This is a genomic window from Sorangium sp. So ce117 (assembly GCF_051524395.1).
Taxonomy (GTDB): Bacteria; Myxococcota_A; Polyangia; order Polyangiales; family Polyangiaceae; genus Sorangium; species Sorangium cellulosum_B.
On sequence record NZ_CP150309.1, the window covers coordinates 2,761,465 to 2,779,445 of the forward strand.

Below are 17,981 nucleotides of genomic sequence, written 5' to 3' on the forward strand. Positions count from 1 at the left end.
CTCGCGCCTGCTGCTACCGGCGCCGCCGCAACCGGCCGCTCGCCCGCGCCCGGGCTCCCTAACCGCGGCTGTAGTACTAGCCGGGCCGTTGCAGGGTTACTTCTTCGGCTCGGAGCGGGATAGGGCATCGAGGGCCAGGTCGCGCCCTCGTCCGGCGTGGGGTCCACACGCTCCTGCGCTGGTCTCCTTGACAAGGCGGGGTAGCCGTCGGATACGCTACCTTCCCACGATGAGTGGTGGCGGCACGACAGGGTGGGGTCGGAGGTTAAGGCGCTCCACGCTGAGGCGGCGGTCAGCGGGTAAATGGGCTGATGACGATGACAGGGCAGCAGGCGATGATGTGGGCGTAGTTCATCGTGGTCCGCACATCCTTCTGACCGAGCAGTGCTTGGAACGCCCGGATTTCGGTGCGCGCCTCGTGCAGGTGGGTCGCGAACACGTGACGCAGGATATGGCATGTCGCGCACTCGGTGAGTCCCGTCTCGCGTCCGTCTTCGTGAACGACGCTTTGCACATTCAATTCGTGCCGGTGGTAGACGACCCGTCGGCCAGTCGCTGGATCCATGCAAGGGCGACAGGCGGGAAAGATGTATTGCCAGGCGGGGCTGGTGGCTGCCATTGGTAACTAACTTCACAATCCGAGTGCGCCTACTCACGTTGCAGCCGGCGTGCAGGGCATCCCCGCACGCAGCTGAACGTGGCGTTGGGTGCATGGCGGCCGCATCCACAAGGCATGAATACCTGACCTAAGGAGCATCAGATGTCGTACGATCGCGCCCAGCAGTCAATCCAGGAACTTGGCTACCTCATCGCAGAAGCTTCCAAAAATGTGGTGTTCATCGTGGGGGCAGGGCTCTCGATGCCCGCGGGGCTGCCCAGTTGGAACAAGCTGAACGAAGCACTGAAGATTGAGGCGCTCGCTTGTATCAAAGCGAGCAAGGAGCTTCCCGCTGCGCAAAAAGACCGGGAAACGCAACGGCTCGCCGAGATGCAGGACGCCTGGTTGCTTGGGGACAAATTTCGCGAACTCATTCCTCAAGGTCGATACAATCAACTTGTTCGCGACAAACTGCATTCCGATACTGTGCCGGAGTCCTATAAAAGGATTTGGGCTTTGAAGCCCTCAGGCGTAGTTTCGTTTAACTTAGACTCCTTGGCCGAACGAGCGCTAGGAGGGCTGAAGGAGCAGGTCGCATCTGCGTTGGACGAAAGTAGATTTCAGAAGTTTTTGTTGTTATCTCGCCCGTTTCTGTTCCAGCCCCATGGTGTGCTGCGAAGGCCCGATAGTTGGGTGCTCGGCATGAAGAATCGTAACGCCCTGCTGACAAATGCCGCGTATAAGCGATGGATTGGAAGTATGCTCGGCAGTAGGCGAATGGTGATCGTGGGTTTTCAGCCCGGGGATTTTTCATTTCAGTCGTTGCTCTTGGAGGATTTTCGCGATCAGCTCAGTCAAGGTGTGGAACACTATTGGTTGTGTTCGAGTCCGTCCGAGGATCAGCGCGCCTTTGCCGAGAATTACCATCTATCAATAATCGAATACGATGGCAGTTCGAACAATCACGCCGACGTGGTCGAAATTCTGGATCAGTTAGCAACGTTTCAGCCGAGAAAGCTCAATACTTCGGTCGTGTACCAAGGAGATGCTATATCTCCGCAGGATCTGCCACCTGATGAGGTTTTGCGCACTAGTATGGTAGAGGATATTAGGCGCAAACTCAACGCTGCTCTGAAGGGGTCCGTTTCTGGCAAGCCAGACGTTGACGTTGATCTGATTGCCAAGTTTATGGCAGATTACAGCGGATCGGTTCACATGGCCTGGCACATCAAGCCGGGGGGCGCATACGGTACGCTGTTTGGGTATCGACTCATGGCCCCCGAACTCGGTCAGGGCGCATTCGGTAGCGTTTGGAAGGCTCAGGATGTAGTGGACGGCTCACTGTACGCCATTAAGGTTCTTCATGAGAGCGTGATCGATCAGCCTGGCTTCTTGGAATCGTTTCATCGCGGGGTGCGCGCAAATCGCATCCTCTCCAGCGCGAATGTTTCTGGAATGGTCAAGTACGTGAATGCGTTCGACGTTCCTGCGTGCGTCGTGATGGAGTACGTTGACGGGCCGACGTTTAGCGACGCCATGGCTTCTAAAGACATCGTATCGCTGAACGATTCTTTGCGTGTGGTCGAGCGCGTTGGCTCGATCGTCCTCGCCGGTCACCAGCTCAACAAGCAAGTGCTTCACCGGGACTTGAAGCCGGCCAATATCATGATTCGAAATGTTCATGATTTGGGGATCGAAAGACCAGACGTAGTCGTTTTGGACTTCGATCTGTCTTGGTACGAGGGGGCGATCGGTAAGTCCATGATGGCGGGAACGCGATTCCATAATTATGTGGCTCCGGAGCAGCTTTCCACACGGAAGGCTGGGTACAGTAGTCGTCATACTGCGGTCGACGTTTATGGTATGGGCATGCTCCTGTATTTTGCCACTACGGGCACTGATCCTGAACTGAACATTCAAAATACAATTTCTTTTCAGTCGAATACTGCAAAGTCAATTGCCGGGCGATGGCGGTGCCCGTTTGTGGCTGTTGCCGAGTATCTGTCCATGGTGATCGCTGAAGCGACATTGAATGCGCAGGAAAAGAGAGTGTCGCTGCCTGCTTTCATACAGCAGGTTGAAATGGTGGCGGAGGCAATTGAATCCGGTGTGCTGCCTATTCCCAGCGATCTCGCAACCTTGGAGATTGTGGTGCGTCTGCGTGAGGACGACTGGCGTGTGGATCTTGCTCTTGACAGGCTCGATCGTGTTGTTCTTCGGAAGCGTGGTTGCACCATAACCTGCGGATTTGATGATTCTCGTGAAAATTCACGCTTCGTGGTGAATGTGGCGTATTCTCATTCTGGAAGCCAGGCGCGTTCGCATGTGTCGAAATATCTTAAGTCGAAAAGCGATTCTGCTTCATCTAGGTTGAGGAAGGGCGGCCTGTTCGAGGTTAGGGCCGAGCGTGCGGATAATACTGTGAGTGTGACCGGGGAAATGACGATGATGGAGTGGACCCCGGACATGGTCAAGTCGATCGCTTCGGCACTCGGTGATGCGGGTAATTTGCTTGCATTTTCTGATTGAAACTACTTGTCTCGGCTGGGCGGGCGGCGAGCGATTTCACGGAGCCGTTCCTGATGCTCAGCAGCTATGGCCCCGCGTCGAGTTCCTGCCCGGCGTGCGCGTGCCGACGCGGCCCTTCATCGGAACCATCGGGGGGCGCTCGCGGAGCCCGGCCAGTACAGCGTGATCCCGCCGCGGCGCGTGGGCGGAAATCTGGACTCCCGGGAGATGGGGCGCGGCACCCGTGCGTACTTCCCCGTCGAGGTGCCCGGCGCGAAGCTATCTGTAGGTGATACGTAGGCGGCGCAGGGCGACGGTGAAGTCTGCGGCACGGCGATCGCGACGGCGCTGCGCGTGCGGCTGCGCATCGGCTTGCAGAAGCGGCTGCCGCTGCGCGCACCACGGCTCGACGTGCCGGCGCCTCAGCCCAGCGGCGAGGCAGGCGGACACTTCGTCACCACGGGCGTGGGGCCCGATCCGATGGCCGCCGCGTGCGATGCGGGTACGCGTTCGGCGACCCCCATCCTGTCGTCGAGCCTCTGCACCGCTTAGAAACCCGCGCCGGAGGTGTCGATGGACGAGAGCAAAGGCGTCTGGCGCGACCGCGTGGCGCGCTGGCATAGGAGCGGGCACTCCGCCCGCGTGTTCGCGGAGCAGGAGGGGATCAACGCCGGGACGCTGTACTCCTGGAGCCGCCGATTGGGGATGAAGCGGAGCGCGTATCGACAGCGCTCGGAGAAGACGACGCTGCCCACGTTGCTCCCGGTCGTGGTCGCCCCATCGGGCGCGGCGACGTCCTCGCCGGGCACGGCGTTGGAGATCGTCTTTCCGGAGGGGGTGGTCGTGTGCGTCCCGCGGACGTTCGACGAGGACACGCTGGCGCGCGTCGTTCGTGCGCTCGGGGGCGCACGATGATCCCGGGCCGCGTCTCGATTTATGTCGCCACCGGGCCGCTCGATCTGCGCCGGTCATTTGATGGCCTCGCTGCCGTCGTGCGCGAGGTACTGCGGCAGGATCCCCTCTCCGGCGCGCTGTTTCTCTTCTTCAACCGGGCAGCTGATCGCTGCAAGGCCCTGTGGTGGGACCGCAGCGGGTATTGCCTACTCTACAAGCGGCTCGAGCGCGGGACCTTCCGAGCTCCGCGTGCGGTCACTCCGGGAGCCACGAGCGTCGTCATCGACGCGGCCGAGCTGGCGAAGATCCTCGAGGGCATCGCTCTTGCGCCTTCGAAGCTGCGACGAGAGGCCCGCCTCGCCGAGGCTGCACCGCCTCCAAGCCTCTAATCTCACCCGAGCTCTTCACGCTCTGGCGGGCAGCGCACGCGCTGCATTGCCTTGAGAGCCCTTCATTTTCCTGCAACAACCCGCTTCAAAAAGCAAAAAGTCACGAGTACTTATCGCCTCGTGAGCAAGTCGCTCGAAGAGCAGATTGACGGTCTAAAGGACAAGCTGGCTCGCGCCGCGCACGAGCGCGACGAGTACCGCAAGCTCTACGAGCTCGCCAGCATCGAGCTGGAGCGGCTTCGCCGCCACATCTTCGGCCAGAAGGCCGAGCATGTCGACCCCGGGCAGATGCAGCTCGCCTTCGACGCCATCGTCCAGATGCTCGCGGGCGCAGCGGCTCCGGCGGGCGCGGCAGCGCCAGCCGACACTGGCCCTGCAAGCTCGCCTGAAGGTCATGGCGCGGCGCCAGGGGGCTCGTCCGGAGGCGGCGGCAAGGGCCGCAGGATCACCCCGCACGGACGGCAGAGGCTACCCGAGCACCTGCCGGTCGAGCGGATCGAGCTACTCCCGATCCAGATGCGCGACGAGCGCGCCGCCGGGATGGTCCGCATTGGCGAAGAGGTGTCCGAGACGCTGGAGTGGAGGCCCGCGAGCTTCATACGGCTGCAGATCGTGCGACCCAAGTTTGCCACCAGGGGCGAGCCCGAAGCCGGTGTCGTCATTGCGGACGTGGCCGACAGCCCCGTCCCCCGGTCGCTCGCCGGCCCAGGGCTGCTCGCGCACGTGCTGGTGAGCAAGTACGGCGACCATCTGCCGCTGCATCGGCAGGAGAAGATCTACGAGCGCCAAGGGCTCCACCTGTCGCGCTCGACGCTCTGCGGCTGGGTTGGCTCGTGCGCCGAGGTGCTGGGCTACCTGGTCGAGGCCATGGCCAGGGACGCGCTCTCGGCGCATTGCATCGCCATCGACGCCACCGGGGTGCTCGTGCAGGCGAAGGACAAGTGCCGGCGCGGACACTTCTGGGTGCTCGTCGCTGACCGGGATCACGTGCTGTTCCGTTTCACGCCTCGTCACAACCAGGATGGCCCCAAGGGGTTTCTCCGCGGGTACAAGGGCTACGTCCAGGCGGACGCATCGAGCGTCTACGAGGAGCTGTTCCGGACCGAGCAGGTCGTGGAAGTGGGCTGCTGGGGCTCATTGTCGCCGACGCTTCTTCGAAGCGATGTCCTCGGATCGGGAGCGTGCGATGACGGCGCTCGGCTTCATTCACCAGCTCTTCGCCATCGACAAGGTGACCAAGGACCAGGCTCCCGGTCGCCGCACCGAGCAGCGCAGGAGCCATGCCCAGCCCGTGCTCGACGCCTTCCGCGCCTGGCTCGACAGCGAGCAGCTGCTCGTGCTGCCCAGAAGCCCCATCGCTGGAGCTATCGGGTATGCGCGCAACCAGTGGACCGCGCTCACTCGCTTCGTTGAGGACGGGCGGCTTCGCCTGGACAACAACCGCAGTGAACTCGAGCTCCGTAGAGAGGCACTCGGTCGAAAGAACTGGATTTTCGTGGGCAGCGACGACGGGGCGGAGTGGAACGCCATCATCGTGTCGCTGATCGCATCCTGCGCCTTGCACCAACTCGACCCGTGGGCCTACTTGCGCGATGTGCTGATCCTGCTGTCGAGCTGGCCGCGCGATCGGGTCCTCGAGCTCGCTCCCAAGTCCTGGAAGCAGACCCTCGAGAACACCGACGCTCGGCAGCGGCTCGCTGCCAGCCCGTGGACCTGGGCGCCGGCCACGCTGACCAGGTGAGCGCTTCGGCGCTTGCTCTGCGCCGCCGGTAGCCTCCAGCGACGTCGCGCTGGCCTCGGGCACCGCTCGCCGGCGCTGGCGAGGCGGCGCGGTCTGTCCGGCGTCCATCGTCGGCGCGCGCCGCTTGCGGCCGCTCTTCCGCGCCTCGGCCTCCACGGCAGATACGCTCGACTTGCTGGGGCGCCGCCTTCGCACGCCGACGTCATCGGCCGCGCGCTCCTCGGGCCTCGCTTCGGGACCCCTCAGTCCGGTCTCGTCGTTGTTGCCCGCGCCCTGCCGTCGCTCTCGCATCGCACGGCAAGCCTATGTCCCTGGTCTGCTCGGCGTCAGGATGGGCTCTACCGAACGGATAGTGCGCCGGGATAAACCGGCAGGAAGATGAGGATGAAAGCACCTTACGTCGAAGGAGTAGCGAACCACGACGGCCCCGAGTCATGCGCCTGCACCCGCAAGGGGGCAGGTGAAGCGTTGACAGGGGTACGTACGGGCAGGGTATTGAGCCGCGAAATCAGGAAATCCAGGGTGCTGACGCTGTTATCCGAAGCGGAAGGCAACACAGCCGGGGGCGTTACCGCGAGCCTCCGGTCGGCCCTGCGCGGTCGTAGACCCCTCGCACGTGCGGATTCTTCCTGCGCGAGAACCGGGAGATCCACGAGTCGCCCACGGCGGATGGTGCCGCGGGCCGCATCGGGAAGGCCAGGGGCCGGACGCCGATGATGCACGACTCGCGGAAGTCGGACAGGCCCATAGTACCGACGAGGCCCTCGAACAAGGCGGAGCCGTCCGCTGCGGAGGGGGTGGAGGGAAGGGGTCTGGCCAAGGGGAACACGGACGAGCAAAACGCACCCCGGACGCAGAGCCGGATCGAAGGTGCGCCCAGTGCGCTCGACCGTGTACGACAGAGGGCACAACAGGACAGGAATGCAAAGTTCACGGCGCTCTTCCACCTCGTCACGGTCGATCGGCTTCGAGACGCTTACCTCTCGCTGCAGAAGAGGGCGGCGCCAGGAGTCGACGGCGTGACGTGGGAGCAGTACGGCGAGAACGTGGAGGCCAACCTCCTCGATCTTCACGCGCGGCTCCATCGAGGGGCGTACCGGGCGAGACCGTCTCGGAGGGTGTACATCCCGAAGGCCGACGGGCGGCAACGGCCGCTCGGCATCGCCTCGCTGGAAGACAAGCTTGTCCAGCGAGCCGTGGTCGAGGTGCTGAACGCCATCTACGAGGTGGATTTTGTCGGCTTCTCCTATGGATTTCGCCCGCGGCGCAGCCCGCATCACGCCCTGGATGCGCTTGCCGTCGGGATCCTACGGAAGAAGGTGAGCTGGGTGCTCGATGCTGACATCCGTGATTTCTTCAACACCATCGATCACGGGTGGTTGGTCAAGTTCGTCGAGCATCGTGTTGCGGATCGGAGGATCCTGCGCCTCATCCAGAAGTGGCTGAGCGCAGGGGTGATGGAGGAAGGTCGCTGGACCGCGAGCGAGCAGGGGTCCCCTCAGGGGGCGACGGTGTCGCCCCTCCTGGCGAACATCTACTTGCACTACGTCTTCGACCTGTGGGTTCAGCAGTGGAGAAAGCGGCACGCGTACGGCGATGTGACCGTCGTACGCTACGCCGACGATCTCCTGGTTGGATTCCAGCACAAGCCGGATGCCGTGAAGTTTCTCGACGCGATGCGTGGCCGATTCCAGCGCTTCGCGTTGGCTCTTCATCCTGACAAGACGCGGCTGATCGCATTCGGCAGATTCGCGAATGCGAATCGGCGAGAGCGAAACCTGAAAGGAGCCGCGGAGACCTTCTCGTTCCTTGGCTTCACGCACATTTGCGCGAAGAGCTTGGCGGGAAAGTTTCTGCTGGCTCGGCATACGGTGAAGAAGCGGATGCAGGCGAAGCTGCAGGAGGTGAAAGCCGAATTGCAGATCCGCCGGCATCAGCCCATCCCCGAACAAGGGCGTTGGCTTGGACAGGTGGTGCGCGGCTACTTCGCGTACCATGCCGTGCCGACGAACATCCTAGCGCTATCGTCTTTCCGCAGCCAGGTTATCCGTACGTGGCACCGCACCCTGCGACGTCGGGGTCAGCGTGACCGGACGGACTGGGCGCGGATGGCGGCCCTAGCGCAGCGGTGGATCCCACCCGCCCGTGTGCTGCATCCCTGGCCTGACGAGCGCTTTGACGTCCGTACCCGAGGCAGGAGCCCAGTGCGGTAGCTCCGCTCGCTGGGATCTGTGCGGGGGGCGGCCCGAGCTCGACGGGGCGAAGGGCCGTCCCTACCGCGACCCGATGCGGTGCGCGAGATGATCGACCACCTGATGCGCGAGGTTGGCCTCACGCCCGAGCAGCGCTACTGCTCGTGCAGCGTGGGCGTCCACCTGCGTATGAGAGCGGTGGTGGACGTGGCCAAGTGGGTGGTCTCGGCGTATCCGCCCAAGTCGCCGTTCACGCGGCGGCTGAGCCGCGTCACGGGCCCGCGGTGATGGCAGACAACATCGGCAGCACCTCGTAGCGAAAACCCCCCTGCGCGCGCACCACCGGATCGCTCTCGAGCAGCGCGCACGGACGCCTCGTCGGGCAGCTTCACGCCAGGCGACGGCGCGAGATGAGGTGACCTGAAGTGATCGTCCAGCGAGTCTTCGCGGATGATCGCGGGCTCGAGCGACGCTCGGCCGCTCAGCCGCGATTCCGTCTCGCTCGCGCGCTGAAGAGGAGGGCTCCGAGCGCCGCAAGATGGATCCCGAAGCGCCAAGGCGGCGTTCCGGGTTCGGACCCGGGGACCGAGACGCTGCAGCCAGAGTCCTCCGTCACGGGCGTATCCTCGTCGGTGCCGCCGCTCGCACTGCTCGAAACCTGCCCGCCTGTCGTTGCAGAAGCGCCTGTCGTGACGGCACCACTTCCGGGCACGCCCCCGCCGTTACCACTTCCGACCCCTGCGCCCCCGCCGTTACCGCTTCCGACCCCTGCGCCCCCGCCGTTTCCGCTTCCGACCCCTGCGCCCCCGCCGTTACCGCTTCCGACCCCTGCGCCCCCGCCGTTGCCCGCGGTCTCACCCGCCCCACCGGCCCCGTCCGCCCCGCCGGCCCCGCCGGCGCCCGTCGCGTCCTCGAGGAAAATGCGCTGGGCGAAGTTGTAGAAGCTGCGGTTCCAGACGGTCTTGGTATGGCCTTCGTTCGCCTCGATCTGGTAGATATGCTCGATGTTGTTCTGATCCAGGAAGTCGTGATAATTCCTGCTATTGTTGATCAGGTTGTCTGCGCTGCCGCAAGAGATGAAGATGAGCTTCACGTTGTTCTTGACCGCAGCCACGTCCTTGATGGTCTGACTTGGCTGCTGGGTATTGGGCGCAGCCGAATACGGTCCGATGTAATGGAAGACATCGGTGTTGGGGAACCCGAAGTTGAAGGTCTGCCCCCCGCCCATTGACAGGCCGGAGATGGCCCGCAAATCGGCATCGGTGGCGGCGGAATACGTCTTCTCGACCCAGGGGATCAGGTCCTTGAGCAGGACGTCCCCGAAGTTTGCGAAGCGCGCGAAATCGTCCGCTCCGTCCATCTTGCCGCTGGGCATCACGACGATCATGGGTTTGGCCATCTGCTTCGAGTACAGATAGTCCATGATATTGTCGGCATTGCCTTCGTTGCTCCCCTGGCCGATCCAGGAGACCTCATTGCCGCCGATTCCATGATGCAGGTAGACGACGGGGTATTTCTGGTTCGTCGAATACCCCGGCGGCATATAAACCGTCACCTTCCGCATCCCGTAGTTTCGGGTCGGATAGCTGACGGAGACGTCCACCTTCCCATGGGGAATGCTGTTGTCCCTGGTATCGAAGCCCCTGGGCGGAAGGGGAAGGTCAGCGGGGTCGCTGGCATACGCCGCGGCGGGGAGGACAGAAATGACCGAGAGCGAAAGGACGGCAGGCCAGTTCTTCAACAGCATGAGGACCTCCAACGTGCGTAAAAATCAAACTCGAGTTCCATGGCCCGCGCTAGGTCCATGGACCGCGCTACAAGTGCTTTGGCGCATTTGCACTGTCACCGTGGTGTCCCAAGCAAGCGGCATGTGCCGACGCACGGGTCGCGCACCACGCATGCAGCTGGCATGCAAAACTACGCTTCAGGCGTTCCGAGGAGCAACAGGGCGAGGGAATCCAAACGCGATCCGAGGGGCTAGAGAATCCAAACGCCATCCGGATGTCAAGCGCCTCGTGTGAACGTTCTCATGGTACAGCCACGCCGCACGTGCCTGTTGACATAGGAAACCTTACGCGATTCGCCTCCTCCTGGAAAAGTGACGCTGTCGAGGGCCTGCTTCGTGAGGTTGATGTCTGTCCGTTCTTCGCCGCCCTTGCCCTCACTGAATTCGGAGCGGGGGACGAAGACATGGCAGGCAAGGTGGAGACGTTCAGCGCTGCCAGCGATGATCTTGTCGTCAAGGGAGATCTTGTCGTTCGAGAGGCGCCCCTCCGGGTGTATGCTGCCGGTCGCCGCCCGTGGGACTTCGGGGCGATTTCCGATCCCAGTCTGGAAACTGTCGTAGGTTGATCGCCTCACCATTCCCCGGGCGGCTCTTTGCCATGCCCCCCGCCCCTACCGCGCCCCCCGCACGCTTTCACACCGAGCGCGTCGAGCGCGAGGACCTCGTCATGTTCATCAACGCCTGCTTCGCGTGCACCGGGCAGGCCGAGTTCTATGGCACCTCCGGAGGCCAGGCCGTCTCCATCGAGTTCCTCCACGAGTACATCCTCGGCAATTACCGCCGCCTCTACGCGCGCACGCTCGCCGCCGGCATCAACCACTTCAACCAGGCGCGCATCGCCATGAACCTCCTCGCGACCGGCGCAGAGACGCCCGCTCCCGACCGGCGGGAGGAGGGCTCGCTCATCGCGGCGGCCCTCCGGGAGCTCCCCCCGCAGCGCGCGCTCCGGGCGCTGCGCGAGCTCCGGGAGCGCCGCGTGAACAACCGCCGCGCGCGCGCCGTCATCCGCGGCTACCTCGCCGGCCGGCCCGACCCGGCGTTCGACGCCGTCAAGTACCGCGCCCACCTCCGCGCGCTCGCGGTGCACGCCCACCTCCAGCTCCCCGGCGAGATCGGGCCCTTTTTGTTCGAGCCCAAGCGGCGTGCGCCTTTCGAGACGCCGCTCCTCGAGCGCGCGCGGCAGGCGCGTTATGCGAAAGAGGCGATCTTCGACCTGCCGCTGACCGTCGCCGAGGGGCTCGCCGCCGCCCGCGGCGTCTCTCGCGAAGAGCTCCTGCGCCGCGCCGCGCCGCGCATGACCGAGGGAGAGCGCCTCCGGCTCCAGCGCGCCGCCGGGCGAGAGGACGTCGACCTCGCCGTCGACCTCGGCCGCGCCCCGCTCACGCGCGTCGCGCTCTATGCGCTCTCGCTGCCCGAGAAGGTCCGGCGCGAGCGCCGCGACGAGCTCCACGCGGGGCTCGAGCGCGCCGCCGCCCGCGCGCTCAGGAAGAGCCCAGCCGCGCTCGGGCGCGTCGCCGCCGTGCTCGACAGGAGCTACTCGGCGTCCGGATCGAGCGAGAAGCGCCGCCGCCCGCTCGCCGTCGCGCTCGGCGTGAGCTACCTGCTCCGCGCCGCCGCCCGCGAGTACCGCGCCTTCTGGACCGCGCCCACGGCCGACGAGATCCTCGTCGGCGCGCGAGGCCAGACCGATCTCGCGACGCCGCTGCTCGACGCGCTCGCCTGGCGACCCGACGTCGTGGTCGTCCTCTCGGACGGCTTCGAGAACGACCCGCCCGGCGCCGCCGCCGAGGTCGCGCGCTGCTTCCGGGCGCGGCTCGATCCGGGGCAGCGCACGTCGATCGTCCACATCAACCCCGTGTTCGACAGCGAGCGCTACGCGCCCCGCGCGCTCGGCCCGTCGATCCCGACGGTCGGCCTGCGCGACGCCGAGGACCTGCCGACGGTCCTCGGCTTCGCCCGCTTTGCCGAGGGCACGGCGCCGCTCGCGGAGCTCGAGCGCTACCTCGCGCAGCGCGCGGCCGCGCTGCTCTCGCGGCACGCCCGGACGCCGGGCGCCGCGGAGCCAGCTGCGGACGCGGGGCCGGCAGACGCCGTGGAGCTGGCAGACGCAATGGAGCCGGCAGACGCCGTGAAGCTGGCAGACGCAATGGAGCCGGCAGACGCAATGGAGCCGGCAGACGCCGCCGAGCCCGCAGAAGAGGCGCCCGCCGCGGCGCTCGAGGTGCCCTGATGGCCAAGGCGCCGGCCCTGCTCCGGTCGCTCTCGCTCCGGGGCCTCTCCGCGACGCACGCCCAGGTCTTCGCGGGCGTGCGCCTGGTCCCGCTCCTCCGGGACGCGCCGCGGGACGACCTGCGCATCGCCGGCCGCAGACACGAGGACGCCTGGTCGATCGTCGATCTCGGCGACGGCACGGCCTACTGCTCCTACGTGCCGCACGCGCTCGTGATCGGGTGGACCGAGGACGGCTCGCCGGTCGCGTCCTACGGCGCGGCGCTCGCGGGGCCGGAGGTCCGAAACCCGCTCAGCAAGTTGGGCTGCGGCGTCCAGCTGCTCCACCGCATGGCCCGGCGCGAGGCGCGCGGCGAGGACCCGGCCGAGCGGAACCGCCTGCGCCTCCTGCCGCTGCACCTCGCGATGGAGGGCTTCCTCGCGCTGCACTTCAACGCCCCCGAGATCGCCTGGTCCGAGTACTCGCGGCGGGCCATCTCCCGCGGCCTCGACCCGCGCACCGAGGTGTCGCTCTCCGGCCGGGCGATCCCGAGCCTGGAGGACGCGCTGCGCGTCTTCGAGATCCACGAGGGCCAGTGCGGCGTCCTGCTCTTCGTCGGCGAGCTGCTCGCGTCGGTGTTCGTTGTGTCGCACCCCGACGACTACCGCGCGCTGCACCGCACGCTGATCGAGGACTTCTACGAGCAGACGCTGCTCTACGCGGCCCGCCACAACGGCGACAGCCAGGCGATCGAGCACACCTTCGACGCCGCGCAGATCGGCTCGCTCGACGACCTGCGGGCCGCGCTCGGCCGGGCGCGGGCAGAGGCCGGCGCGCTGCACGTGGACACGGCCGCGGGGCTCCTCGGCCGGCCGATCGCGGCGGAGCGCGTGTACCGGGCGGGGCCGTTCTCGCTGCAGCGGTTCATGACCGAGCTCGATCCGTCGCTGGACAACCACATCGGCGAGGCGATCGTGCGCGAGGACGGCACGCTGGAGTACGCGAAGACGTACCGGCTCGCGGCGGGGCAGGTGAGGCGCGCCCGGCTCCTCCAGCAGCTCGCGGCGCACGGGTGGAACCTGAACGCCACGGCGTCGGCGCTCCGGACCACGCGCGATCAGCTGATCCGGCGGATCGAGGGCGAGGGGTTCGGCTACCTCATCGCGGAGCACGTGCTCAAGGCGGCGCTGAAGCGGACGAGGTGAGCGCGCTGCTCGAGGCGCTGGTCGAACAGGCCTGCGCCGCCTCGTTCACCTGCGCAGAGCGCTGGCGACCTGGCCGACGAGCGTGGCCCAGGGCATGTCGAGCGCGGCATAGACGGCGCCCGCCTCCGGACGGCCGTTGTCCTTGAGGATCTCGACCATCAGGGTCGCGTAGTCGGACAGGATGACGCCGGCCTGCTGCATGCGGAACAGGCTCACGTCGTGCTTGGTCTCGCTGAACGTTCCGGAGGCGTCGACGGCCACATACGCGTCCAGCCCGCGCGCGACGGCCGTCATCGCCGGGAAGCCCGCGCACACCTCGAGCGAGATGCCGGCGAAGATCAGCTTCTTGCGGCCCGTGGCGTCGATGGCCCTTGCGACGCGCGGGTCGTCGTAGGCGTTCACGGTCGATCGATCGATGATCTGGATGCCAGGCAAGGCGTCGACGAGCTCGGGGAAGGTCGGCCCCCACATGCTGTCGCGCGCCGTCGTGGTGACGACGATCGGCAGCTTGAGCGCCCTGGCGGCCTTCGCGAGGGCGACGACGTTGTGCTTCAGCTCGCCTGTCGAGTAGTCGCGGACGCCGGTCATGAGGCCGACCTGGTGGTCGACCAGGATGACGGCGGCATTGTCCTGGGTGAGCGGCTCGTACTTGCGAATGGTCATCGGGTCCTCCTGAGCTCGTCGCCGGATCCGGGCGGGCCGGACCTTCGGGGTCACGGTCGTTTGCCGTGATGACGCGAGGACTACCCGCTGGACGAACAGCCCAAAAGACGGCAAAATCCGAACTCAGCGTCCGGTAGATTGGACGATGAGCGAAACATGCTGGATTTGAACGATTTCTTCCTGTTCGTGCAGGTGGTCGACCGGGGCGGGTTCACGGCCGCGAGCCGCACGCTGCGGACCCCCAAATCGACGCTCAGCTACCGCATGCAGCAGCTCGAGAATAGCCTCGGGGTCCGGCTCCTCAACCGCACGTCGCGCAAGTTCGGGATGACGGATGCTGGCGAAGAATTCTATCGGCACGCGGTCAGCATGCTTCGCGAAGCCGAGCTGGCCGAGGCCGCGATCCGCCAGCGCCTGGTGGAGCCGAGCGGCACGATACGATGCACCGGCGGCGTGGCGACGATGCAATTTGCGATGTCCGACATCGTCGCGGACTTCCTTGTGCAGTACCCGAAGGTCAACGTCGTCGTGCATGCGGTCGACCGCGCCGTCGACATCGTCGGAGAGAACTTCGACGTCGCCATCCGAGCGCACTCCGATCCGCTGCCGGATTCCACTCTGGTCCAGCGGACGCTCGCGCCCGCCCCCTGGTACCTGTTCGCCGGATCCGACTACCTCGACGAGAAAGGCGAGCCGCAGAGACCCCAGGACCTGCGCGAGCATCCATCGCTGTTCATGATGCGGACAGGGGTCGATCCGGTCTGGCGGCTGCGCCACGCGCGTCAGGCCAAGAACGAGGCCGTTGTGCCGCTGACGCCGCGGCTGTCGAGCGACGATATGGTCGGCCTGCAGCAGGCGGCGATCAGGGGTCTCGGGATCGTCGCCCTGCCCGGCTACGTCTGCCGGGCGGCCGTGAAGTCCGGCAAGCTGCGCCGGGTGCTGCCGAGCTGGATCGCGGGCGACGCCACGATCACCGCGCTCATCCCCTACAGGCAGGGGCTGCTTCCCTCGGTGCGCGTCTTCCTCGATCATCTGGCGGCCGAGCTTCCGAGAGCCGTGCTGATCTAGGTCGTCCAACCAGCTGGACGCTACGTCTCAGAAATGGCGTCTTTTCAGGTCGACGTTTCCCGCCCCTAGATGTCCCACGCCACGCGCGACACGTGGCTTCGCGCGGACGGCGGAGCCATGTCCAACGATGGAGAACGACGATGTCGGAGATGCAGTTGCAGGATCATCAACATAGCAAAACGGAGATCATCAAGCTCTCGTCCGAGGAGCGGCAGCGCGAAGCCGCGCTGCGCGAGCGGTTCGCCAACTTCTGGGCGACGGCGATGGGAGACCAGAGGACCGTCTACGATGCTTTCATCTCCGGCTCTCCTTTGACCAGCGACGTCACGCTCGAGGCTGTCGACGAGGCGGGCGTGCGGGGCTTTTTCATCCGTCCGCCGCAGGCCGAGCCGAAGCGGGCGATCCTCTACCTGCACGGCGGCGGCTACGTCCTCGGCTCGGCGAAGGCATACAGCGGATTCGTCAGCCAGATCGTCAGCCGCACGAAGATCCCGGCGCTCGTCATCGATTATCCTCTGGCGCCCGAAGCTTCGCTGCCGGCCGCTCCGGACGCGGCGCGGACCGCTGCCATGTCTCTGGTCGCCAAGGGCTTCGACCGCATCGCGATCGTCGGCGACTCCGCGGGCGGCGGCCTCACGCTCGTGACGCTGGCGGGTTTGACCGGGAAGCCCGCTGGTCCGGCGCCGGTCGCGGGCGTCGTGTTCTCGCCGTGGGTGGATCTTTCCTTCACCGGCGCGTCGATGACGGATCCGGACATCGTCGATCCGTTGATCGGCCACGACTACCTGCAGGACTGCGCCCGCAAGGTCGTCGGCGCCTATGGCACCTCCGATCCGCTCGCCTCGCCGCTGTTCGGCGACCTGAGAGGCTTGCCGCCGCTCCTCATCCAGGTCGGCACCGACGAGCGCCTGCTCGACGACTCCAGACAGTACGCGGAGCGTGCGGCGAAGGCCGGAGTCCTCGTCGAGCTCCAGATCTTCGAGGGGATGCACCACGTCTTCCAGCTCGACGTCGCGCACCTCGAAACCAGCAGGAACGCGCTCGATCGCGCCGCCCGCTTCCTCCGCGACGCCTTGGACCGCGGCTGAAAGGAGCCCGTCAGAAAGGAGAAACCGCAATGGCCAACGAAACCCCGAAATTCGACGTCGTCATCGTGGGCGGCGGATCCGCGGGCGCCGTGCTCGCGAACCGCCTGAGCGACAACCGGGACCGTCGGGTTCTTTTGCTGGAAGCTGGCCAGGCCTACGCGCCGGTGAACACCCCAGACGTGATCGCGAACGCGAACCGCGTGGGCGGCGATCGCGATCACGACTGGGGCTACCACACCCAGGATCACCTCGGGCTCGGTCACGACGTGAAGGCGATTCGCGGCAAGGTGCTGGGCGGAAGCTCGGGCGTGAACGCGGCGGTCGCGATCCGCGCCAGGCCTTCCGACTTCGCGCGCTGGGCAACTCACGGCGTCGAAGGCTGGTCGTTCGACGACGTGCTGCCGATCTTCAAGGCGATGGAGAACACGCCGACCGGCGAAGACGCCTGGCACGGGCGCACAGGCCCCTTCCCGATCCGGCAGCGGACGATGGAGGAGAACACCCCGTCGATGCGCGCGTTCGTGCTCGCCGCGGAGAGGTGCGGCCTCGCGCGCGTCACCGACTTCAACGGCGCCGAGCAGCACGGGGTGTCGCCCTACCCATTGAACGTCGTCGACGGCAAGCGGATCAACACCGGTATGGCCTACCTCACGGAAGACGTACGCCGCCGGCCGAACCTGACGATCAGAGGATGCGTCGAGGTCGACAGCGTGGTGTTCGAAGGCCGCCGCGCGACCGGCGTGCGCCTCGTCGGCGGCGAGACCATCGCGGCCGGTCAGGTGATCCTGTCGGCCGGCGCGTACGGCAGCCCCGCGATCCTGATGCGTTCGGGCATCGGCCCGTCGTCGCATCTGAAGGAGCTCGGCATCCCCGTCATCGTCGAGGCTCCGGTCGGGCAGCGGCTGAAGGAGCACCCGTTCTACTACAACGTCTATGCGCTGAAACCCGAAGCCAGGTCGATGACGCCGGTCGCCGGCGCGATCCTCTGGACCAGGTCCAGCGAGGCCGGCGCGGACGAGCTCGACCTGCACATCTCCGGCACGCACATCTTCGATCCGGCCCAGAGCCCGACCGGAGGGGCGATCGTGCTGGCCTGCTCGGTGACGCTGCCGAAGTCGAAGGGATCGATCCGCCTGGCGAGCCGCGATCCCCGTGTGATGCCTCTGATCCGCTTCAACTTCTTCGAGGACCGCAGCGACCTGCGGCGGATGATGGAAGCTGTGCGCCTGTCGCGCGAGATCGGCAAGACCGCGCCGTTCAGCGACGTGGTCGAGCTGGAGATGACCCCCGGCAACGACGTGCAAGACGACGCCGCGCTGGAGAAGGCGATCATCGCGCAGGTCGACGGCTACTCCCACCCGACATCCTCCGTCCCGATGGGCGGACCGAACGATCCGGGCGCCGTCGTCGACGCAAGGGGCGCGGTCCGCGGCGTTGACGGCCTGCACGTCGTCGATGCGTCGATCATGCCGGACATCATCTCGGCGCCGACGAACGTGACGACGATCATGATCGCCGAAGCCATCAGCCGGAAGCTCTGAGGCGACGAGCGCGCCGCACCGACAGGGCACGACGGCGCGCACGCCAGGGTGCGTCCTGGCGATGGCCGCGGCGAGCACGCCGACGCCGCCGCCGAGCAC

General features: G+C 65.9%; 16 protein-coding genes and 2 pseudogenes. 15 read left to right on the forward strand and 3 right to left on the reverse strand.

Annotated features, from left to right (window positions below; all coding sequences use genetic code 11):
- Window positions 1-292: 292 nt before the first annotated feature.
- Entirely contained in the window at window positions 293-619 is a 327-nt protein-coding gene (locus WMF46_RS10450; RefSeq protein ID WP_437985474.1) for a tyrosine-type recombinase/integrase, read from the reverse strand.
- Window positions 620-760: 141 nt separating this feature from the next.
- On the opposite strand from WMF46_RS10450, the gene WMF46_RS10455 reads away from it, so the two are divergent.
- The 9 genes and pseudogenes from WMF46_RS10455 to WMF46_RS10495 all read left to right on the forward strand — a co-directional run bounded on the left by WMF46_RS10455 (window position 761) and on the right by WMF46_RS10495 (window position 8,610).
- Window positions 761-3,127 (forward strand): protein kinase domain-containing protein, encoded by a 2,367-nt coding sequence (locus WMF46_RS10455; protein WP_437985475.1) that lies wholly within the window; start codon window positions 761-763, stop codon window positions 3,125-3,127.
- 66 nt (window positions 3,128-3,193) lie between these two features.
- Window positions 3,194-3,406, forward strand: coding sequence for an acetamidase/formamidase family protein (locus WMF46_RS10460; RefSeq protein WP_437985476.1), 213 nt, complete (start codon window positions 3,194-3,196; stop codon window positions 3,404-3,406).
- Between the two features lie 273 nt (window positions 3,407-3,679).
- Window positions 3,680-4,021: an IS66 family insertion sequence element accessory protein TnpA gene (gene tnpA / locus WMF46_RS10465; protein WP_437985477.1), complete on the forward strand. Its 342-nt coding sequence runs from the start codon at window positions 3,680-3,682 to the stop codon at window positions 4,019-4,021.
- A complete protein-coding gene (gene tnpB / locus WMF46_RS10470) occupies window positions 4,018-4,389 on the forward strand; it encodes an IS66 family insertion sequence element accessory protein TnpB (protein ID WP_437985478.1) in 372 nt (123 codons plus the stop codon). Before tnpA ends, tnpB begins: the two co-directional genes overlap by 4 nt.
- 120 nt (window positions 4,390-4,509) lie before the next feature.
- Window positions 4,510-5,460: pseudogene (locus tag WMF46_RS10475) on the forward strand (IS66 family transposase); the annotation flags it as partial.
- Between the two features lie 115 nt (window positions 5,461-5,575).
- A pseudogene (locus WMF46_RS10480) lies at window positions 5,576-5,848 on the forward strand (IS66 family transposase); the annotation flags it as partial.
- A gap of 36 nt (window positions 5,849-5,884) precedes the next feature.
- On the forward strand, window positions 5,885-6,130 hold the full coding sequence (locus WMF46_RS10485) for a transposase domain-containing protein (protein ID WP_437987880.1): 246 nt from the start codon (window positions 5,885-5,887) through the stop codon (window positions 6,128-6,130).
- A gap of 716 nt (window positions 6,131-6,846) precedes the next feature.
- The gene (gene ltrA / locus WMF46_RS10490; protein WP_437987881.1) at window positions 6,847-8,343 is read left to right on the forward strand and encodes a group II intron reverse transcriptase/maturase; all 1,497 of its coding nucleotides are present in this window, start codon (window positions 6,847-6,849) and stop codon (window positions 8,341-8,343) included.
- An 87-nt stretch (window positions 8,344-8,430) separates the two neighbouring features.
- A complete protein-coding gene (locus WMF46_RS10495) occupies window positions 8,431-8,610 on the forward strand; it encodes a hypothetical protein (protein WP_437985479.1) in 180 nt (59 codons plus the stop codon).
- Window positions 8,611-8,803: 193 nt separating this feature from the next.
- Here WMF46_RS10495 and WMF46_RS10500 read toward each other — a convergent pair whose 3' ends face one another.
- On the reverse strand, window positions 8,804-10,069 hold the full coding sequence (locus WMF46_RS10500; protein WP_437985480.1) for an alpha/beta hydrolase: 1,266 nt from the start codon (window positions 10,067-10,069) through the stop codon (window positions 8,804-8,806).
- Window positions 10,070-10,371: 302 nt separating this feature from the next.
- Between WMF46_RS10500 and WMF46_RS10505 the strand changes: the two genes are divergently transcribed.
- From WMF46_RS10505 to WMF46_RS10515, 3 genes are read left to right on the forward strand one after another with little or no spacing between them, the layout of a single operon-like run.
- Window positions 10,372-10,674, forward strand: a complete 303-nt coding sequence (locus tag WMF46_RS10505) for a hypothetical protein (RefSeq protein ID WP_437985481.1) — start codon at window positions 10,372-10,374, stop codon at window positions 10,672-10,674.
- Between the two features lie 32 nt (window positions 10,675-10,706).
- Complete coding sequence (locus WMF46_RS10510) at window positions 10,707-12,338, forward strand: hypothetical protein (protein WP_437985482.1); 1,632 nt, start codon at window positions 10,707-10,709, stop codon at window positions 12,336-12,338.
- The gene (locus WMF46_RS10515) at window positions 12,338-13,522 is read left to right on the forward strand and encodes an ARPP-2 domain-containing protein (RefSeq protein ID WP_437985483.1); all 1,185 of its coding nucleotides are present in this window, start codon (window positions 12,338-12,340) and stop codon (window positions 13,520-13,522) included. The genes WMF46_RS10510 and WMF46_RS10515 overlap by 1 nt, the downstream gene beginning before the upstream one ends.
- A gap of 45 nt (window positions 13,523-13,567) precedes the next feature.
- Here WMF46_RS10515 and WMF46_RS10520 read toward each other — a convergent pair whose 3' ends face one another.
- Window positions 13,568-14,185, reverse strand: coding sequence for an isochorismatase family protein (locus tag WMF46_RS10520; RefSeq protein WP_437985484.1), 618 nt, complete (start codon window positions 14,183-14,185; stop codon window positions 13,568-13,570).
- A gap of 156 nt (window positions 14,186-14,341) precedes the next feature.
- Here WMF46_RS10520 and WMF46_RS10525 point away from each other — a divergent pair, with 156 nt between their 5' ends.
- The 3 genes from WMF46_RS10525 to WMF46_RS10535 all read left to right on the forward strand — a co-directional run bounded on the left by WMF46_RS10525 (window position 14,342) and on the right by WMF46_RS10535 (window position 17,882).
- The gene (locus tag WMF46_RS10525; protein ID WP_437985485.1) at window positions 14,342-15,253 is read left to right on the forward strand and encodes a LysR substrate-binding domain-containing protein; all 912 of its coding nucleotides are present in this window, start codon (window positions 14,342-14,344) and stop codon (window positions 15,251-15,253) included.
- A gap of 149 nt (window positions 15,254-15,402) precedes the next feature.
- A complete protein-coding gene (locus tag WMF46_RS10530; RefSeq protein ID WP_437985486.1) occupies window positions 15,403-16,341 on the forward strand; it encodes an alpha/beta hydrolase fold domain-containing protein in 939 nt (312 codons plus the stop codon).
- Between the two features lie 29 nt (window positions 16,342-16,370).
- Complete coding sequence (locus tag WMF46_RS10535; RefSeq protein ID WP_437985487.1) at window positions 16,371-17,882, forward strand: GMC family oxidoreductase; 1,512 nt, start codon at window positions 16,371-16,373, stop codon at window positions 17,880-17,882.
- Window positions 17,883-17,981 lie beyond the last annotated feature (99 nt).

Coding starts and splice junctions, on each gene's coding strand:
- WMF46_RS10450 (WP_437985474.1), bottom strand. CDS start 619: ATGGCAGCCACCAGCCCCGCCTGGCAATACATCTTTCCCGCCTGTCGC.
- WMF46_RS10455 (WP_437985475.1), top strand. CDS start 761: ATGTCGTACGATCGCGCCCAGCAGTCAATCCAGGAACTTGGCTACCTC.
- WMF46_RS10460 (WP_437985476.1), top strand. CDS start 3,194: ATGGCCCCGCGTCGAGTTCCTGCCCGGCGTGCGCGTGCCGACGCGGCC.
- tnpA (WP_437985477.1), top strand. CDS start 3,680: ATGGACGAGAGCAAAGGCGTCTGGCGCGACCGCGTGGCGCGCTGGCAT.
- tnpB (WP_437985478.1), top strand. CDS start 4,018: ATGATCCCGGGCCGCGTCTCGATTTATGTCGCCACCGGGCCGCTCGAT.
- ltrA (WP_437987881.1), top strand. CDS start 6,847: ATGCACGACTCGCGGAAGTCGGACAGGCCCATAGTACCGACGAGGCCC.
- WMF46_RS10495 (WP_437985479.1), top strand. CDS start 8,431: ATGATCGACCACCTGATGCGCGAGGTTGGCCTCACGCCCGAGCAGCGC.
- WMF46_RS10500 (WP_437985480.1), bottom strand. CDS start 10,069: ATGCTGTTGAAGAACTGGCCTGCCGTCCTTTCGCTCTCGGTCATTTCT.
- WMF46_RS10510 (WP_437985482.1), top strand. CDS start 10,707: ATGCCCCCCGCCCCTACCGCGCCCCCCGCACGCTTTCACACCGAGCGC.
- WMF46_RS10515 (WP_437985483.1), top strand. CDS start 12,338: ATGGCCAAGGCGCCGGCCCTGCTCCGGTCGCTCTCGCTCCGGGGCCTC.
- WMF46_RS10520 (WP_437985484.1), bottom strand. CDS start 14,185: ATGACCATTCGCAAGTACGAGCCGCTCACCCAGGACAATGCCGCCGTC.
- WMF46_RS10525 (WP_437985485.1), top strand. CDS start 14,342: ATGCTGGATTTGAACGATTTCTTCCTGTTCGTGCAGGTGGTCGACCGG.
- WMF46_RS10530 (WP_437985486.1), top strand. CDS start 15,403: ATGCAGTTGCAGGATCATCAACATAGCAAAACGGAGATCATCAAGCTC.
- WMF46_RS10535 (WP_437985487.1), top strand. CDS start 16,371: ATGGCCAACGAAACCCCGAAATTCGACGTCGTCATCGTGGGCGGCGGA.